A 16,403-nucleotide genomic window follows, 5' to 3' on the forward strand; every position below is an offset into this window, starting at 1 on the left:
CAGGTGTCAGTAGCCGCGGGTGCGGCGGGCGGCGGGGCGGGTGACGAACGGCTTGCGGGCGCCTGGGCGGCGTACCCGCCTGGTCAGGTCGGAGCCGGTGACCGCCCGCAGGACCTCCGCGCCGAGGATGACCCCGGCGCCCAGGGCGAGGGCGGTCGACAGTGCCTGCAGCAGGCTGGCCAGGCCCGCGTCGGTGTGGCCGAGGTTGAGTTCGAGCATGCCCCGGTAGAGCGCGGTACCGGGCAGCAGCGAGCCGATCGCCGGGATCGTGAGCACCATTGAGGGCACCCTGGTGGTCCTGGCGTAGGCGCTGCCGAACAGGCCGATGACCGCGGCGGAGACGGCCGTCGCCAGGATGACCGGGACCTGCCAGATGTAGAGCTGCACGAAGACCACCCAGACGAGGCCGCCGCCGAGCGCCGCCGCGATCAGGTGGCGGGGCGGGACGAGCAGCGCGACGGCGAACGCCAGTGTCACCCCGATGGCCCCGAGGAGTTGTGCCGGTCTGATCACCAGGGGGGCGGCCGGCACGTTCTCCACGCTCAGCGGTACGCCCAGGCGGACCGCCGCGTAGAGCGTGATGCCGATGCCGGAGATGACCGCGGTCAGGATGAAGAAGACCTCGAACAGCCGGGCGGTCGCCGTGACGTATTCACCGGCGATGCCGTCCTGCACGCAGGCCACCATCAACCGTCCGGGCAGCAGTGCGACGACCGCGCCGACCACCACGGCCTCGGCACGCAGGGGCGCGCCGACCGAGAGCAGCAGCACCGCGACCAGCGAGCCGAGCAGCGCCGCCACCGCGAGCTGGAAGAACTCCGCCACACCCCGGCCGGCCAGCCACGCGCTGGCCCGGTCGCCCAGCACGGTGGCGGCGAACGCGGTCAACGCGACCGGCACGCCACCGCCGACCAGGATGCTCGCCGAGGCGCCGACCAGCGCGAGCCCCGTGACCAGGAACCAGTCGGGGTAGACCCGCACCCGCCGGGTGATCTCCCGCAGCCGGGTCTCGGCCACGTCGAGCGGCAGCGTGCCCGCCGAGCTCTCCGCGACCAGGTCGTGGACCGCGATCAGCCGGTCGTAGTCGGGCAGGCGGCGACGGACCCTGCGCTCGGCGGTCACCGGCACGCTGCCGTCCGTGGGGACGTACGACAGTGTGATCGCCGACAGGTTGACGTCGGCCTCGCAGTGCGGCACGCCGTACGCGTTGGTGATCCTGCGCATGGTGCCGGCCACCGTCTCGGTGGCCTCGCCGCTGCCGAGCAGCAGCTCGCCCACGCGCAGGGCCAGCGCCATGGTCCGGTAGAGGTCGTGGTGGGTCGGTGACTGCTCCAGTGGTGATACCGACACCGATCCGCCCCCCTCTCATGACCAACCCCTGGCAGAGGTTATCTGCTTACCGCCGAGGCGAGGACACGCACCCGCTCGGAGTGGTGATCATGACCGATGATCACCGGCGGCTCGTTGTACGGCATGGCATCGGAGGAACGGCGCAGTTTGATGTACTGTCCGCAGGCGTCGACCGCGTAGGGCTCCATGTCGTCCTGGAGCGCGCCGATGACCGTGATCCCGTAGGTTTCGCCGATCCGGCGGAACAGCGCCACGGCCTCCCTGCGGTGCTCCTTGCCGAGGTTACGGCCGAGCTCGTCCAGGACCAGGCATAGGTTCCCGCCGCCGGAGGACGCGATCGCCGCCGCGCAGACCAGCTTCACCGCCTTCTCGTCCATCAGCGCCGTATTGGCCCGCCGGTTGTACGGCACGAAGCCCTGGCCCTCACCCCGGCGCCATTTGGGCGTGACCCGCCACGCCCAGCGCTGTTCGGGGTCGGCCGGCGCGGGCGGCACCGGGAACTCCAGCGTCGCGCCGTAGCCGCCGTAGGCGGTGTCCAGCTTCTCGAACTCCTCCGCCACCCGGGCCAGCCGTGCCTTGATCGCCGCGGTCAGCGCGGCCCGGTGCACGGCGGTGGACTGGGCGGCCTCCTCCGCGCCCTTGGCCGCGGCGTTCAGGTCCCGCTGCCGGGTGGCGATCTGGGTCTCGATCTGGCGGCGCTGGTGCCGTTCGTACTCCTCCTGGCCGCGCAGGTAGGACGAGAGCGCCGCGCACACCCCGGGGAACGTCGCCTGTTCGCGTGCCGTGCGCCCGGCCCCGGGTTCGGTCCGCTCCCGGACCAGGAAGCGCAGCTCCTCGGGCATCTCCCCGTCCTCGCCGGGGAAGGTGTCGCGCAACGCCTCGTCGAGACGGCGCTCCGCGGCCCGCCACCACTCCTCGGCCGTCAGCGGACGCTCCTGCTCGCCCAGCGCCTCCAGCCACTCCTGGGCCCCCTCGACCGTGCCGCCCCAGTCCTTGACCAGCGCATCCAGTCTGAGGGCGTCCCGGTCGGACGCGACCCTCGCCGCCTGGTCCCTGGCCTGGTCCCGGTCGGCCTCGTGCCGGGCCCGGCGGCCCTCCAGACGTTCGATCTCCATGTTCCTGGTCCGGGCGCGGAAGTCCAGGCCGGCCGCCCGGCGTTCGGCCTCGCCCACTTTCGGCCCGATCTCGGCCAGGGCCCCGACCAGCTCGGCGAGGGCGCCCCGCCGTTCGGTCATCCGCCGCTCGATGTCCGCCAGCTGCACGGCAGCCCTGGCGCCCTCCAGCCGCCGGTCGGCCTCGGCCACCCCGTCCTCGGCGGCCCGAACGGCTTCGGCGGCTGTCTCCTGCACGTCGCGGGCCCGGTGCAGCCGCTGCTCGGCGGCCTTGATCCGGGCCTCCCGGCCGGTGGCCACCGCCTCGAACGAACCCACGACGGTGACGCCCGCCGCGCTGACGAGCACCGATCCGGGCAGTGCGTCCAGTGCCCGCGCCGCGGCCTCCAGGTCGGCCGCGTCCACGATCACCGCGTGTTCTCTCGGCCACCCACGGCCTCCCAGGGCCGTCGTCATCTGTCCCCCGCGGTCAGGCGCGGCCCCGTCATCGCGCGCGTGCTCGGCGACGTCGAGCGCGTCGAGCAGGCCGGTCGCCCCGACACCGGCGTGGGCGAGCGCGTTGAGCTGGGCCGCCGCAGGGCCGCCCTCGGCGTCGTCCAGTGCGGCCCTGGCCCCTTCGACCTCCCGGTCGGCCACGCCCAGGGCCTTGAGCGCCTCGTTGAGCCGGAACCTGGACTGGGCCAGCTCGGCATCGGCGGTCTTCACGTCGCGGCCGTCGGCCAGCCGCAGCCGCTCCGCCAGCCCGGGGATCCAGCCGCGCAGCTCGTCCACCGAGTTCTCCGCCACGGCCCGGTCGGCGTCCAGCTTGGCCGCCCGGGACTGCAGGGCGGCCAGCTCCTTACGGGCCTCGGCCAGGGCGCGCTCCAGCGTGTCGTCTTTGAGCGTGGCCGTCTCCGCCCTGACCACGTTGATCGCCTCCGCCGCGCGCTCACCCGCCGCGCGGAACCGTTCCGCCTCGGCGGCGAGCGACTCGTCGCGCCGGGCCGCGTCGGCGAGTCTGCGTGCCAGCCGTCCCCGCCAGCAGCGCAGCGCGTCCGCCAGGCGCACCCGGGCCCGGTCGCGTCGGTCGAAGGTCGAAAGCAGCGTCCGCGACTCGTCTTCGAACTCCTTGAGCAGCTCCACCGCCCGTGCCGCCCGTACCCGTTTGACGTGCTCGTCGCGCCGGGCCTCCCGCTCCTGGTCGAGTTCGGCGTCCAGCCCGGTCAGTGCGGCGATCGCCTCGAAGACCCGCTCCGGCGAGATCTCGTTGAGTGGCTGGGAGAGCAGGTTCGTGGCGACCTTGCTCCGCACCGAGGTGGACAGGAACGACACGCACCGGACACGGTCGCCGTACAGGAACCTGGTCAGGTCCCGCGCCACCACGTCCCGGCGTCCCGCCGAGCGCGGCAGCGTCGCCCAGACCTCGTCGGCCCGCGCCACCCGCTCCGCCTCCGAGGGGGCCGCCGCGACGCGCACCCCCGGAATCCACCTGATCTCCAGGTGCGGCGCCTCCTGGTTGACCCGCAGCCACACGGTCACCGCGTCGTCCATGGAGCCGGCTCCGGCGAAGACACCGACGATGTAGCCGTGATCGGCACTGGCCCACGATCTGCCGCCGCCGCCCGCGGCGAGCTCGGCGTTGAACAGCAGTTCGGAGACCGCCTTGGCGCCGGAGGCGAAACGCCACTGTTCGTCGCCGAGCAACGCGGTGATCATCGCGATGAACGAGGACTTGCCCGCGCCGTTGGAGTCCTTCGGCCCCGCGCCCGCGACCACGATCAGCGTGCCCGGCACGGTCGGCACCGGGTGGGTCGACAGCCGGGAGATGTTGACCGCCTGTACGGCGATCAGCACGCGGTCGCCGACCACGTTCTCCGTGGGAGCCGCGGCCTGTGCCTCCACCGGAACCAGGCTCGCCTGGCTTCCGTGGGCCCGTTCCGCGGTCTCGGCCTCCTGGGCCGCGCCCGGCCTGTTCTTCCGCGGGCTTCTGGCCGTCCGGCCCGGCTGTCCGGTCACTCTTCCGTTTCCCTTCATCCGCGTTTCGCCCTCACGGCCGCCGCCAGCGGGGTGTGCGGCCCTGCGGCGAGGATCAGTTCTTCCTGCAGGTGGCGTCTGGCCTGCGGGGTCAGCCGGTGGAACTGCGGGCCCGGGGTGTATCCCCCGGATTCCTCGCCCGCCTTGACCTGGGTCACCAGGCCCGCGTGGCGCAGGGTACGCAGTGCCGTCTCCAGCTCCCCGATCGGGAGCCTGGTGTGCCGCCGCAGCTCCTCCAGCTGGGCGGGGAACGGCGACAGCCAGCTGTCGGCGGGCAGCAGGCCGTCGGCCCGAGGGATGGCCACCGAGTGGATCAGCACCAGCACCAGCACCGCCCGCTCGGCCTCACCCGTCGTCGTGCCTGTCTCGGCGGCCACCTCGGGGGCGTAGCCCGAGGTCCACGCCTCACGGTCCTGGATCAACACCCGGCCGCGGCGTTGCAGCATCTCCGCGAGAGTACGGCGGAGCACCGGATCGCGCAGCGCGGAGAACCGGGCCTCGTGAACCGGCTCGGCGGCGTGCTCCACCGCCATGAACGCCGCCACGATCTCGGCCCTGCGCCGCTCGTCGAACAGGCCGAGCAGGTCCTCGTCCACGCTCTCGGGAGTGGCGACGCTCGCGGCCGCCCCGTCGGGGACGTGCTCGGCCGCGGGGAGCACGTCCAGCCCGGCGGAGCCCTCCTCGCCGGTGGGCAGGCGGCGCATCAGCTCCCTGAGCTGGGCGTGGGAGGCGGGGGGCCAGCAGGCGCAGCGGGGGCCGAGCCGTACGAGACCGCCGTCCACCTCCAGCCAGGCCGAGTCGTGCAGGCGGCGCAGCGCGCCGACCGCCCAGTTGCGCATGAGGTCGTCGCCGCGTCCGATCAGCGCCCGGTAGGCCGACAGCACGTCCTCCACCGGCGCGGGTGCTCCCGGCCACGGGTCGGTGGTCAGATCGGTCCAGCAGCATTTCAGCGCCGCGGCCAGTACGCGCCGGGTCTCCCCGGACCGTTCCACGTTCACGGGCGCGACCTGGTACTCCTCCAGGAGGGCCGGGGTGGCGCCGTCCGGCCAGACCGGCAGTGCCAGGGCCGTCCCGTCGCCGCGCGCCAGCCGCATCATGCCCTGGGGGGCGGGGTCACCGGCGCCGAGGTGGAGCGGGCCGGTCGCCCTGGCCCGCGCGTGTGCCTGCTCAGGCGTCATCGCCCGACCTTTCCAGGTGGCCGTGTGACAGCCAGGCGGGTTCGGTGCCGGGGGCGGCGGTGAGGGAGTCGGACCAGCGCAGGCGGTAGGGGGACTCGGGGCGCAGGTCGGCGGAGACGAGATCGGCCAGCAGGCGGCGGGCGGAGACCCACTCGCCGTCGGCGGTGAGCAGCTCCTCCAGCCGGGCGGAGGCACGCCCGGCGAGCGCGGCCTCGGCGACGGAGGTCAGGTGGTCGAGGTCTCCGCCGCCCGGGTCGTAGGAGTCGGCGGGGCCGGGATCGGGCAGGGCCGAGCGCGGGGGAGTGGGCTGGGCGGGTGCCGGCCGGGGGCTCTCGTCCACCGCGCGGACGATCGCCGCCGGGTCGTGCCAGGGGGCGGGTGCGTCGAAGACGGATCCGTCGAGCACGGCGGCGAGGCGCTCCTTGGTGGCGGTCTGCGCGAAGGTGCGCCAGGTCTCCGCCGGTAGCAGGGTCAGGTTCCTGGTCGTGCCTGCGGAGTCGGCCAGGCGCCCGGCGGCGCGGCGGGAGGCGTCGCTGTAGGAGTAGATGGCGGCGCGCAGCTCGGTGCAGATGCGGTCCAGGTCCGGCCAGCGGGTGAGGATCGTGCCGTGCAGGCTCTGCGCCCGGCGGGCGATCTCCTCGGTGCCCCAGAGCTTGGGGGCCTGCTCGCGCAGTTCCTCGATGGTGCCGCTGGTCAGTGTGATCAGCTCCAGCGCCCAGAGGCGGAACGCCCGTGACAGGTTCTGCGCGCTGAGGCGGGCCTCCTCCATCGTTGTGCGGGGGTCGGCGACGTTGAGATCCTCCAGCGCGAGCAGCCGGTGCATCTCCGACTGGCCGCCGTCGTCCATCATGCGCCGGATGAACATCAGCCCCACCACGCTGGTGAACGAGGCGCGGTAACGGAGCTGGTTGGGCTTGGGGAACACCTCGCGGATCGCGCCGAGGCCCTTGAGTACCCGCAGCCGGTTCTCGAACTGGTCCAGTGGATAGGCCCGGCAGACGTGGCGCATCTGCTCGTGGGTCAGCCATTCCTCGCCGGCCTCGGCGAACGCCGCGAACAGCGTTTCGGCGATGTCGACCAGTGCGGGCTCGTCCACCACCGCGCCGCTGTCGCGCGCGAGCGCGGCGAACATCCGGCGGTAGGTCGCGAGCACGGCCTCCTCGGTGAGGGCCGAGTCCAGCGTGATCTCGTGGTTCGTCTCTGGCACGCGCCCTACCGTAAGGCTTGCGCCGGACAATCTTTGCCCGCGCGCCGGGCGGGCCGTCCTCCGGCGACCGAGGTCCGGCTCTCCCTGACATCGAGGAGAACCCGTCGCGCCTCGTCGGAGGCTCGACGCCGGTCGGCGCGTCCTGATGCCTGGGCGTTCATTTCCCTGCACGGATCTGGCGCGCGATGCTTAAGTCGGTTATTTAGGGTAGTCATCTGACTGCCCCGGGTAGCACTCATGATCCGGGAGACACGAATGAGTCACCGAAAAGGGGAGATAAGCGGTGATAAGCGTCCTGATCGCCGAGGACATGCATCTCATCCGTGGAGCAATGGTCGCCCTGCTCTCCGCCGAGCACGACATCAAGGTGGTCGACGAGGTCGGGCACGGTGACGACGTGGTGCCCTCGTGCCTGCTGCACAGGCCCGACATCGCGCTTATCGACATCGGCCTGCCCGGCACCGACGGCCTGGCCGCCACGGCGGAGCTACATCGCAGGCTTCCAGCGTGCAAGGCGGTCATCCTGACCGGGCTGGCGACACCGGCGGCGCTGCGGCGGGCACTGGACGCCGGAGCACGTGGATTCGTCGTCAAGGACACCCCGGCGGGACGGCTCGCCGACTGCCTGCGCCGGGTGGCTGCGGGCGAGCGGGTCATCGACCCCGAGCTCGCCGTCGCCGCGCTCAACGCCAGGCAGAACCCCCTCACCATCCGTGAACTGGAGGTCCTCAAGGCCGCGGCGGAGGGGGCGCCGGTCAGCGAGATCGCCGACCGGCTCTTCCTGTCCGGCGGCACGGTCCGCAACTACCTGTCGCGGATCCTGGCCAAGATCGGCGCCCGGACGCGGGTGGAGGCGGTCACCATCGCCCGGGAGGCCGGCTGGCTCTGGCCGGACGACGTACGGGAGATCGGGCTGATCCGATACCGCGACGTGAACTGACCCCCGCCGTTCACCGGCGACGACGCCTCCTCCCGGTGGCCCGGCGCCCCGAATCCCGGGTGGCGCGCGAGGGGCTCCGTCCCCCCGAGGACGGAGCCCCTATCAGCGGCCGGCCGGCTGCTCTCCGAGGCCGGTGTGCGCGGCGAAGAAGGCGAGCATGTCGGCCGCGAGGCCGACCGACCGGCTGACGGCCCGGGACCCGTGCCCGACGCCGTTCTCGTGGCGCAGCAGGATCGGCCGGGAGCCTGAGGTCGCCCACTGCAGCGCCGCGCACATCTTGCGGGCGTGCAGAGGATCCACCCGGGAGTCGCCACCGAACGAGGTCAGCAGTGTCGCCGGGTAGTCCACTCCCGTCCTGACCCGGTGATATGGGGAGTAGCCCAGGAGCCAGCCCAACTGCTCGGGATCGGAGGCCGAGCCGTACTCCGACCGCCAGGAGGGGCCGAGGCCGGAGTGTTCGTAGCGGACCATGTCGAGCAGCGGGGCCGAGCAGACCGCGGCGGCGAACAGGTCCGGCCGCTGTGTCACCGCGGCGCCGACCAGCAGCCCGCCGTTCGACTCGCCGCAGGCGCCCAGCTGTGCCGCGGTGGTCACGCCGTCGGCGATGAGCCGTTCGGCCGCCGCCACGAAGTCGTCGAAGACGTTCTGCTTGTGGTCGAGCATCCCGGCGCGGTGCCACTGCGCGCCCTCCTCGCCGCCGCCGCGCAACTGGGCCAGCACGAAGACACCCCCGGCCTCCACCCAGGGCAGGATGTAGCTGGAATAGGCGGGGGTGAGCGAGAGCCCGAACCCGCCGTAGCCGTACAGGATCGTCGGCCGGGGGCCGGTTCCCGGCCGCGCCAGCACGACCATCCGCACCGGGGTGCCGTCCGCCGAGGTGTAGACGAGCTGGCGGGCCGAGAGCTCCGGCACCTCGACCGCGCCGGGCGCGGCGGCCCAGAGAGAGCTCCGCCCGGTGCGCGCGTCGTAGCGGTGCACGCTTCCGGGGGTGACACCGTCGGTGTAGGTGAACCAGACCTCGTGGCCGCCTCCGGGCCGGGTGGACATTCGCCCGGCCGAGCCGAGACCGGGCAGTGGCACCTGGCCGAGCCGCTCGCCGGTGGCCAGGTCGTGGACGCTGATCTCGCTGATCGCATGCCGGGTCCAACAGACGAGCAGCACCGAGTCATCGAGGATCGCGAAGTCGCCGATCACCGCCTCCGGGTCCGGGCCGACCAGATCGAGCCAGTGCTCCGGCCCGGGGTGCTCGGGGTCGGCGACGCACAGGCGGCCCCGGGGCGCGTCCAGGGTGGTGAGCAGGTACAGGCGGCCGTCGCGGCCGACGGCGGGCGCCGTCACCGCGCCCGTCCTTTCCTGGACCACCCGTAGCGCAGGGCGGTCCGGAGGGGAGACGGACAGGTCGGCCAGCCAGAGGTCGTTGCCGCCGTCGGCCGCCGCCGACACCGTCAGCCAGCGGCCGTCGTGGCTGATCCCCAGCCCGTAGGACCGGTCGGCCGCGCAGATCACCGTGTCCTCCCCGGCCGGGGTGCCGAGCCGGTGCAGGCGGACCTGGCGGGACCGGACGTAGAAGAACGCCTTCCCGTCCGGGAGCCACGCCACGGGCGAGTGCCGGCACCGGTCGATGGGTCCGTCGACGATCTGCCGGGTGCCGACGTCCATGACGTACAGCTCCGACCGCTCGTCCCCGCTCCTGGACAGCTGGTAGGCCAGCAGCCGGCCGTCCGGGGACGGATGCCACTGGTCCAGCGTGGTCAGGCCGCTGGGGTCGAGCTCCACCGGGTCCAGCAGCGCTTCTTCGGACCGTCCGGGCCCGGCGGTGTAGAGCACCCCGTGTTCCTGCCCCGCCGTGCAGCGCAGGAAGAACCGGCGCTTCCCGCGCCAGAGCGGCGGGCTGACCGTTCCGGCGCCGGTGAGCTCCAAGACCCGGGCGTGCCACTTGTCGCGCCCGGCGAGCGTGGCGGCGTGGCCGCGCCACAGCCTGTCCTGGGCGGCCAGCCAGCTCCGCGTCGCGATGCTCGCCGGGTCCTCCAGCCACCGGTAGGGGTCGGGTACGGCGTGACCGTGGAGATGGTCGACGATCGGCTGACGCTCGGCGGGAGGGTAGATCACGGCACCAGCTCCTGGGTGGTCGAAGGGTTCCAGTGGCCGACCAGGTCGGCGTAGAGCGGTGAGGCGGCGAGCATCTCCTCGTGCTCTCCCAGCCGGACGCTCGTGCCGTCCATGACGAGAACCCGCCGGGCACGCAGCGCCGAGGTCAGCCGGTGGGCGATGACGAGCAGGGTGCCCCCGCGGCGGGCGAACGCCTCCTCCGCCCGCGCCTCGGCCGCCGGATCCAGGTGGCAGGTCGCCTCGTCGAGGATCACCAGGCGGGCAGGGGTGAGGTAGGCGCGGGTCAGTGCGACGAGCTGACGCTCACCCGGCGACAGCATGCCGGAGTGGATCTCGGCGGAGTAGCCGCCCAGCCGTGCCACCACGGCGGTCAGGCCGACGGCCGCCACGGCGTCGTCCACGGCGTCCTGCGATGCCTGGGCCAGATAGGTCAGGTTCTCCCTGAGTGATCCCCTGAAGATGTAGGCCTCCTGGGGGATGAGCACCCGGTGGGCCGGGTCGAGACGGTCGGCCCGGACGCCGCCGACCAGGATCTGCCCCGCGTCCGGCTGGAGCACGCCGGTGACGAGCGCGGCCAGGGTGGACTTGCCGATCCCGCTGGGTCCCACCACGGCGATGTGGTCACCCTCGGGGACGCGCAGATCGAGATCGGCGATCACCGGTTCGGCGTGCGGCCCGTAGGCGAATGTCACGCCGTTCAGCAGTACCTCCGCGTCCCGGGCCGCGTCCCGCCCGATCACCGGGCGGGCGGGGCCGTCGGCGCGCAGGATGCGGCCGAGTGACACGCGCAGCCGTACCCCGCTGATACCCAGCCCCTCCACGAGGTTGCCGAGCGCCGGAGCCAGCGACTGCGTGATGTAGGCCAGGGCACCGAGGATCACCCCGGCCCCGGCTCCCTGACTCAGCAGCCAGGGGGTGCCGGCGAGTACGAGCAGGACCGGCAGCCGCCCCCCCACCGCCAGCGACAGCGTGCGCACGGCGGTCACCCGGGCGAGAGAGCGTCCCGCACCGGCCTGCTCCGCCACCCGCAGCCCGATCCGGCCGGCCACCCGGTCGTGCGCCACGCAGGCGGAGATGTCGCGCAGCCCGCCGGCCATGGCGGTGACGGACTCGGCGGTGCGCTCGTCGGCCAGGAGGAACGCCCGCTGCCGCCGGGCCATGGCCGGGAGCGAGAGCAGGAAGAGACCGAGGCCGACGACGAACGGCGGCAGCACCAGCACGAGCACCTGGGGGATCAGCGTCGTCAGGCCGAGCACCACGCTCACCACGGTGAAGACGAAGGACCTGACGACCGTGATGACCGAGGCGAAGGCGTCGCGGGCCAGCTCGACCTGCAGGTTCGACCGGGCCACGGCCGCGGTGTCCGGTCCCCGCCCGGACGCGGCCGACCGTTCCAGCGTGTTCTCGACGACATGGCCGAGCAGTTCCTCCCGGAACGGCTCCACGATCGAGGCGACGGCCAGCACGACCTGCCGCGCACCGACGGCGGCCACCAGCCAAGCACCGGCGAGTACGGCCAGCCAGGCGAAGCCGGCGCCCGGCCGCCCGGCGGCGAAACCCTCGTCGATCGCCCGCGCGATGGCGAGGCCGATGACGAGGGCGGGCGCGGTCTCCGCGACGGACCAGGCGCCGAGCCGCAGCAGCGGGCGCGGGTCGCGCCGGAGCGCCCGGCGGATCGGGCGGTTCAGGGGACCCGCCTGCGGCGCCGCGTGGCGGCTCATGAGACGTCCACCGTGAAGACCGCCCGGTAGCGGGGATCGTCCCACAGCGCGCGGTGGGTGTCGTAGGCGCGTACCCGGCCGCCGTCCAGCCAGATCACCCGGTCGGCCGCAGCCGCGGTCGCGACCCGGTGGGCCACGATCAGGCGGGTACGGCCACGCAGCTCGCCGGCGAGCGCCCTGCCGACCTGGCGTTCGGTGACGGTGTCCAGGCTGGAGGTGGCGTCGTCCAGGACGAGCAGGCGTTCCCCGTGCGCGAAGGCGCGGGCCAGGCCGATCCGCTGCCTCTCCCCGCCCGACATCGGGGCGTCCTCAACCGGGGTGTCGTATCCCAGCGGCAGCCGCCGGATGAAAGCGTCGGCACACGCCGCGCGGGCGGCCGCGTGTACGGTCTCCGGGCAGGGGTCGTCGAGGCCGAGGCCGATGACGTCGGTGATGGTGTCGCCGACGAGGACGGGGCGTTCGAAGGCGTAGCCGACGGCCTGGCGTAGCGCCTCGGGGGAGAGGCTGGGCAGCGGCACGCCGTCGAGGGAGACCGTCCCGCTGAGGGGGTCGGTCAGGCGGCCGGCGAGGGCGGCGAGCAGCGACTTGCCGGCGCCGGACCGGCCGACCACGGCCACCGAGCATCCGCCGGGGACGACGAGGTCGACGCCGTCAAGGCCGTCGGCGGTGACGCCGCGCAGTTCCAGGGTCCCGGGACCGGTGGGCAACGGTTGCCCGCCGTATGTTCTCGGTCTCTCGGTGAGTAGCTCGACGACCCGGCCGGCGGCCGCGCGTGCCCGCGCCAGGCGGTTGACGTGGCTCAGCGCGGCGCCGAGACCGGCTCCGAGCACGACGTAACGGGCGGCGGAGTACAGCTCGCCGACCGTGAGGTCACCGCCCGCCAGGCGTAGCCCGCCCACCCCCAGCACGGCCACCTCCAGCAGGGGTACCACGACACCCGCCTGGACACCGGCCCGGGCATTGGCCCGCCACATGTCCATGGCGTGCGTGCGCAGCCGGGGGAGCGCGGTCAGCACCCGTGACTTCTCCTGGGCGGCGGTGCCCGCCGCGGCGATCGTCCGGCTCCCCGCCAGGGCGTCGACCAGGCGGGTGGCGATGTCGCTCTGCGCCTCCTGGTAGTCACCGGCGATGGAGGTGGTCACGTGGAAGAACGCCCGGAGCACGAGCGCGATGAGGACGAGGCCTGCCACCAGGGTCAGGGTCAGCCAGACGTCGATGAGGGTGAGGGCCACAAGGCTGCCCGCCGTGGGAATGAGCAGTGCCGCCCCGGTGACGATCGCCTCCGGCGCGCGTCCCGCCTCCTCGGCGTTCACGCCTATCCGGGTGACCAGGTCGCCTTCGGGAAACCGGCGGGTCATCGCGGGGCCGACACCGAGAACGTACCGCAGGGTCCGGTGACGGAGCCATGCCGAGGCCTGGGCGCTGCTCGCTCCGGTGCCCCAGATGCCGAGCATGTCACAGAGCATCGTCACGCCCACGATCGCGACGCAGGCGCCCAGCCAGGTTCCGCTCGCCGGCTCGGACGCGACGAGGCTGTCGACCGTCCTGCCCAGCACGAGCGGGAGCGCCAGCTCAGCGAAGGCGCCGATGACGCAGGCGACGGCGAGGACACCCAGCCAGGGGCCGCCACGCCGTACGGTCTGGGCCACCAGCCGATCTGCCGTCCGCACCGCTCGGTCCTCCTTCGCTGAAAGGGCTGTGCCCGGGACGGCCGCCATCGCTGGCCGTCCCGGGCACTCGGTTCACTAGTGGCAGAGCAGGAGGCTCAGGTTGCTGGGCTTGTAGGACGCGCAGCCCAGGACGGTGAGGGTGCTGCCGCCGCCGCCGCCACCGCCGCCGCCGCCGGTGGGGGTCTCCAGGGTCTGGAGGTCGAGAAGAACCATGGGATTGCCTCGTTTCTTGGAGAGTTACGTGGAGATGGGGGTGACTAGTGGCAGAGCAGGAGGCTCAGGTTGCTGGGCTTGTAGGACTCGCAACCCAGAACGGTGAGCGTGCTGCCGCCGCCGCCGCCACCGTGGCCGCCGCCGGGGGCTTCCAAGGTCTGGAGGTCGAGAAGTACCATGTCGTTACACCTCCTTCAGTGGCTCGTGGGAGCGAAGCCGCTCGGCGGATCCACGCACAGGCAATGCCATGGTCAGGGCGCCTGTGCCGCCGGGCGGCTCGGTAAAGGGGAGGAACACCGGCCGGTCGTGTAGCGCGGTGCTCATCGCGAACAGGACTCCGGCCGTGCCGGTCGCGAAGTCCATGGAGAGCCTGAGCAGCTGGTTGCCGGGGAAGGCCAGCCCGTCGCCGTAAGGCAGCGCGTGCCAGTCCAGCCCGCAGATCTGCTCGGCCAGGTCGATGTCGGGGTCGTGCGGTGCCGGCCCCAGGCCCGTGGCGAGGGCCGCGATCATGCCGCTCCGGCCGGTGAACAGTCCCGACTGGACGAAGTAGCGGCCCTGGGTGACGAGCCGGCAGCCGCCGAGCGCGGTCCGGAAGTCATCGTCGTCACGGTGGGCCAGGTAGCGGGCGAGGACCATGCCGATGCCCACGGAGCCCTCGTCCAGGTAGGGAAGGGTGCGCCAGCCCTGGCTGACCTGGAGCGTGCCGTCCTCGCTGGAGACACAGCGCCGCAGGTCCTGCCGGAGCGCCACGGCCGCCAAGTCGAGCAACGACCCGTCACCGGTCCGCTCGTAGGCGTGCAGGAAGAGGAGGGCGGGCCCGGACGAGCCGTACATCAGCCCCGCGCGGGGGTTGGCCCCCCCGCTGGTCTCCGGCACGTCCTCGGGACTGCCGAGTCTGTCCGCGCAGATACCGACGGCCTGGAGCGCGAGATCGGTAAGGGCCTGTTCGCGGGCCGCGTCGCCCAGGTGGAGCAGGTTCAGTCCGATCCCCGCGAGGCCGCCGAACAGGCCGAGCTGGAGTGAGTCCCACCTCTCCCGCAGGCACAGGTCCACCGTGTCGAGCGCGTCCTGACGGTGCCCGAGCAGGTCCAGGACGTAGGCCACGCCGTGGAGCCCGTCGTAGAACCCGACGCCCGTTCCCGGGTCGGGAGCCAGTGCCCTCCTGCGCAGCCAGTCCTCGTGCTCGGGGAGGCGGCTCATCCCGGCCCGCTCCAGCGCGTAGAGCACGCCCGCCGCGCCGTACGCCAGGTTGATTCCCCCGCCGGGCTGGAACTGGGCCACGTCGCCGGGGAAGAGTCTGTCCTCCCGCTCCGGGGTGGCACTCGCGATGATCGCCCGGCTCATTGCCGCTCTGACCTGGGGCCATGGGTCCTGGCCGGGCCGGGGAAGCGGGCGGGCCCTCGTCGGCGCCGGGCCGGTAATGGTCCGGACGGCCTCCTCGATCACCTCGGGCGTCACGGGGAAGGTCTCCCTGACGAGCTCGGCGAGCCGGACCACCTTGGTCCGGTCGAGCGGCAGCATGATCGTGAGCTGGGGGGCGAACAGCCCGAGACAGAGACAGGCGAGGGCGTAGACGTCGATCTCGACGCCCTGCCGATCGGGCGGCGCGCCGAAGGCCGGGTGGGCGAGGGCGGCTCGGCCGCGGTCCGCGGCGAGGGTCGCGACCTCGTAGTCGATCAGGACCAGCCGCCCTTCCCCGGTGACGAGGATGTTGTTCGGGTGCAGGTCGCCGAAGACGACTCCCCGCCCGTGCAGGGACTCGACCGCCTGCCGGACTTTGGGGAGCACGTCGAGCACCCACGAGGTGTACTCGGCGATGGTCCTCTGGTCGCAGGTCGCCCGGGTCAGGGGATATCTCTGCACGAGGAGCCGCTGCAGCGGATTGCCGTCGACGAACTCCTGGACCAGGAAATGGTGGTCGCCGAGCGTGAAGTAGTCGACCAGGGCCGGCACCGCGTCCAGCCCGGCCAGGCGCTCCAGCATGTCCCGCTCGTGTGTCAGCCGTGTCACGGCGTCCCGGTCGGCGGCGTCGAGCCCGGCATACGGGCGCGCCTCCTTAAGCACGACCCGCTCGCCGGTGCGCAGGTTCCGCCCGAGATACACGCCTCCGCCGTTGGAGAACTGGATGACGCTCTCGATCATGTACGGCAGGTCGTTGGTGGTCACCGCGTTGCGGGCCGCCAGATGGGGCTTCAGGAACTCGGGCAGAGTCACCCAGGGCGGCAGGCTGAAGGCCGGCTCACGTACGTCGGGCACCAGCCGCCCGTCGGCGTCCTCGATGGCCAGCACCAGCTCGCCGTTCTCGCCCAGGCACCGCCGCGGCGCGAAGCCGCCGTAGCGCAGGAAGAGCGGGCCGTCGCCGTACCGGAGGTCACTGAGAATGTAGGGCCCCTTGACGCCCCGGAGCAGCTTGTCGAGTTCCTTCAGCGTGAGCTCAAGCTGCCCCTCGTCCAAGGGGTAGATGGTCACAAGCTTGCCGCTGGACCCGCGGTCCGCGGCCTTGGAGTTCAGCATCGTCATGACTGGCCGGTTGCGCAGGAACTTGAACGCGATGTCCCGTGCCACGCAGTAGTCCCAGACGGCTTCCATGGCCCGCTCGGCATCCTCGAGGCACGCCGACACGTGGATCTTCCACCCCTGCGTCGGCGTCCGGGTGGCCGGGGGCGCGTAGTGCATCCAGGTGTCGGTCGCCTGGTGCTCCCAGCCGTCCGGGACATCCCGTACGGCGAGCGGAAAGTCGGGGTGGTCGCCCCGGCGGCCGTCAAGGGTGTCGTAAAAGAGTCGGTCCGCAAGGCAATAAAGCTCATACTGGTCATTCACGGCAATCTCCCTGCTGTCTTCCAGAAGAGAGAATTACGGATAACCCGAGAAATGACTAGTTACAAGCTCA

Annotated in this window: 11 protein-coding genes; 1 reads left to right on the top strand and 10 read right to left on the bottom strand. The window is 72.7% G+C overall.

Annotation, left to right across the window (positions count from 1 at the left end):
• Positions 1–6 precede the first annotated feature (6 nt).
• The 4 genes from ACIN94_RS10415 to ACIN94_RS10430 are packed head-to-tail and all read right to left on the bottom strand — an operon-like array spanning position 7 to position 6,860.
• The gene (locus tag ACIN94_RS10415) at positions 7–1,350 is read right to left on the bottom strand and encodes a threonine/serine exporter ThrE family protein (protein ID WP_400702565.1); all 1,344 of its coding nucleotides are present in this window, start codon (positions 1,348–1,350) and stop codon (positions 7–9) included.
• 38 nt (positions 1,351–1,388) lie between these two features.
• Positions 1,389–4,457, bottom strand: coding sequence for a chromosome partitioning protein ParA (locus ACIN94_RS10420; RefSeq protein ID WP_400702568.1), 3,069 nt, complete (start codon positions 4,455–4,457; stop codon positions 1,389–1,391).
• 14 nt (positions 4,458–4,471) lie between these two features.
• Positions 4,472–5,653, bottom strand: coding sequence for a hypothetical protein (locus ACIN94_RS10425; protein WP_400702571.1), 1,182 nt, complete (start codon positions 5,651–5,653; stop codon positions 4,472–4,474).
• Positions 5,643–6,860, bottom strand: a complete 1,218-nt coding sequence (locus ACIN94_RS10430) for a hypothetical protein (RefSeq protein ID WP_400702574.1) — start codon at positions 6,858–6,860, stop codon at positions 5,643–5,645. Before ACIN94_RS10430 ends, ACIN94_RS10425 begins: the two co-directional genes overlap by 11 nt.
• A 283-nt stretch (positions 6,861–7,143) precedes the next feature.
• On the opposite strand from ACIN94_RS10430, the gene ACIN94_RS10435 reads away from it, so the two are divergent.
• Entirely contained in the window at positions 7,144–7,800 is a 657-nt protein-coding gene (locus tag ACIN94_RS10435; protein WP_400702577.1) for a response regulator, read from the top strand.
• Positions 7,801–7,902: 102 nt separating this feature from the next.
• Here the strand turns inward: ACIN94_RS10435 and ACIN94_RS10440 are convergent, their stop codons facing one another.
• The 6 genes from ACIN94_RS10440 to lanKC all read right to left on the bottom strand — a co-directional run bounded on the left by ACIN94_RS10440 (position 7,903) and on the right by lanKC (position 16,333).
• Positions 7,903–9,909 (bottom strand): prolyl oligopeptidase family protein, encoded by a 2,007-nt coding sequence (locus ACIN94_RS10440; RefSeq protein ID WP_400702580.1) that lies wholly within the window; start codon positions 9,907–9,909, stop codon positions 7,903–7,905.
• Entirely contained in the window at positions 9,906–11,630 is a 1,725-nt protein-coding gene (locus ACIN94_RS10445; RefSeq protein ID WP_400702583.1) for an ATP-binding cassette domain-containing protein, read from the bottom strand. Before ACIN94_RS10445 ends, ACIN94_RS10440 begins: the two co-directional genes overlap by 4 nt.
• Positions 11,627–13,300 (bottom strand): ABC transporter ATP-binding protein, encoded by a 1,674-nt coding sequence (locus ACIN94_RS10450; protein ID WP_400702586.1) that lies wholly within the window; start codon positions 13,298–13,300, stop codon positions 11,627–11,629. The genes ACIN94_RS10445 and ACIN94_RS10450 overlap by 4 nt, the downstream gene beginning before the upstream one ends.
• A 75-nt stretch (positions 13,301–13,375) precedes the next feature.
• Entirely contained in the window at positions 13,376–13,513 is a 138-nt protein-coding gene (locus tag ACIN94_RS10455) for a SapB/AmfS family lanthipeptide (RefSeq protein WP_400702589.1), read from the bottom strand.
• Between the two features lie 44 nt (positions 13,514–13,557).
• The gene (locus ACIN94_RS10460; RefSeq protein WP_400702592.1) at positions 13,558–13,692 is read right to left on the bottom strand and encodes a SapB/AmfS family lanthipeptide; all 135 of its coding nucleotides are present in this window, start codon (positions 13,690–13,692) and stop codon (positions 13,558–13,560) included.
• A gap of 4 nt (positions 13,693–13,696) precedes the next feature.
• Positions 13,697–16,333, bottom strand: a complete 2,637-nt coding sequence (gene lanKC / locus ACIN94_RS10465; protein WP_400702595.1) for a class III lanthionine synthetase LanKC — start codon at positions 16,331–16,333, stop codon at positions 13,697–13,699.
• Positions 16,334–16,403: the final 70 nt, after the last annotated feature.

It is taken from the genome of Streptosporangium sp. NPDC087985, assembly GCF_044741965.1.
Classification (GTDB): domain Bacteria; phylum Actinomycetota; class Actinomycetes; order Streptosporangiales; family Streptosporangiaceae; genus Streptosporangium.

Coding starts and splice junctions, on each gene's coding strand:
- ACIN94_RS10425 (WP_400702571.1), bottom strand. CDS start 5,653: ATGACGCCTGAGCAGGCACACGCGCGGGCCAGGGCGACCGGCCCGCTC.
- ACIN94_RS10455 (WP_400702589.1), bottom strand. CDS start 13,513: ATGGTTCTTCTCGACCTCCAGACCCTGGAGACCCCCACCGGCGGCGGC.
- ACIN94_RS10445 (WP_400702583.1), bottom strand. CDS start 11,630: ATGAGCCGCCACGCGGCGCCGCAGGCGGGTCCCCTGAACCGCCCGATC.
- ACIN94_RS10460 (WP_400702592.1), bottom strand. CDS start 13,692: ATGGTACTTCTCGACCTCCAGACCTTGGAAGCCCCCGGCGGCGGCCAC.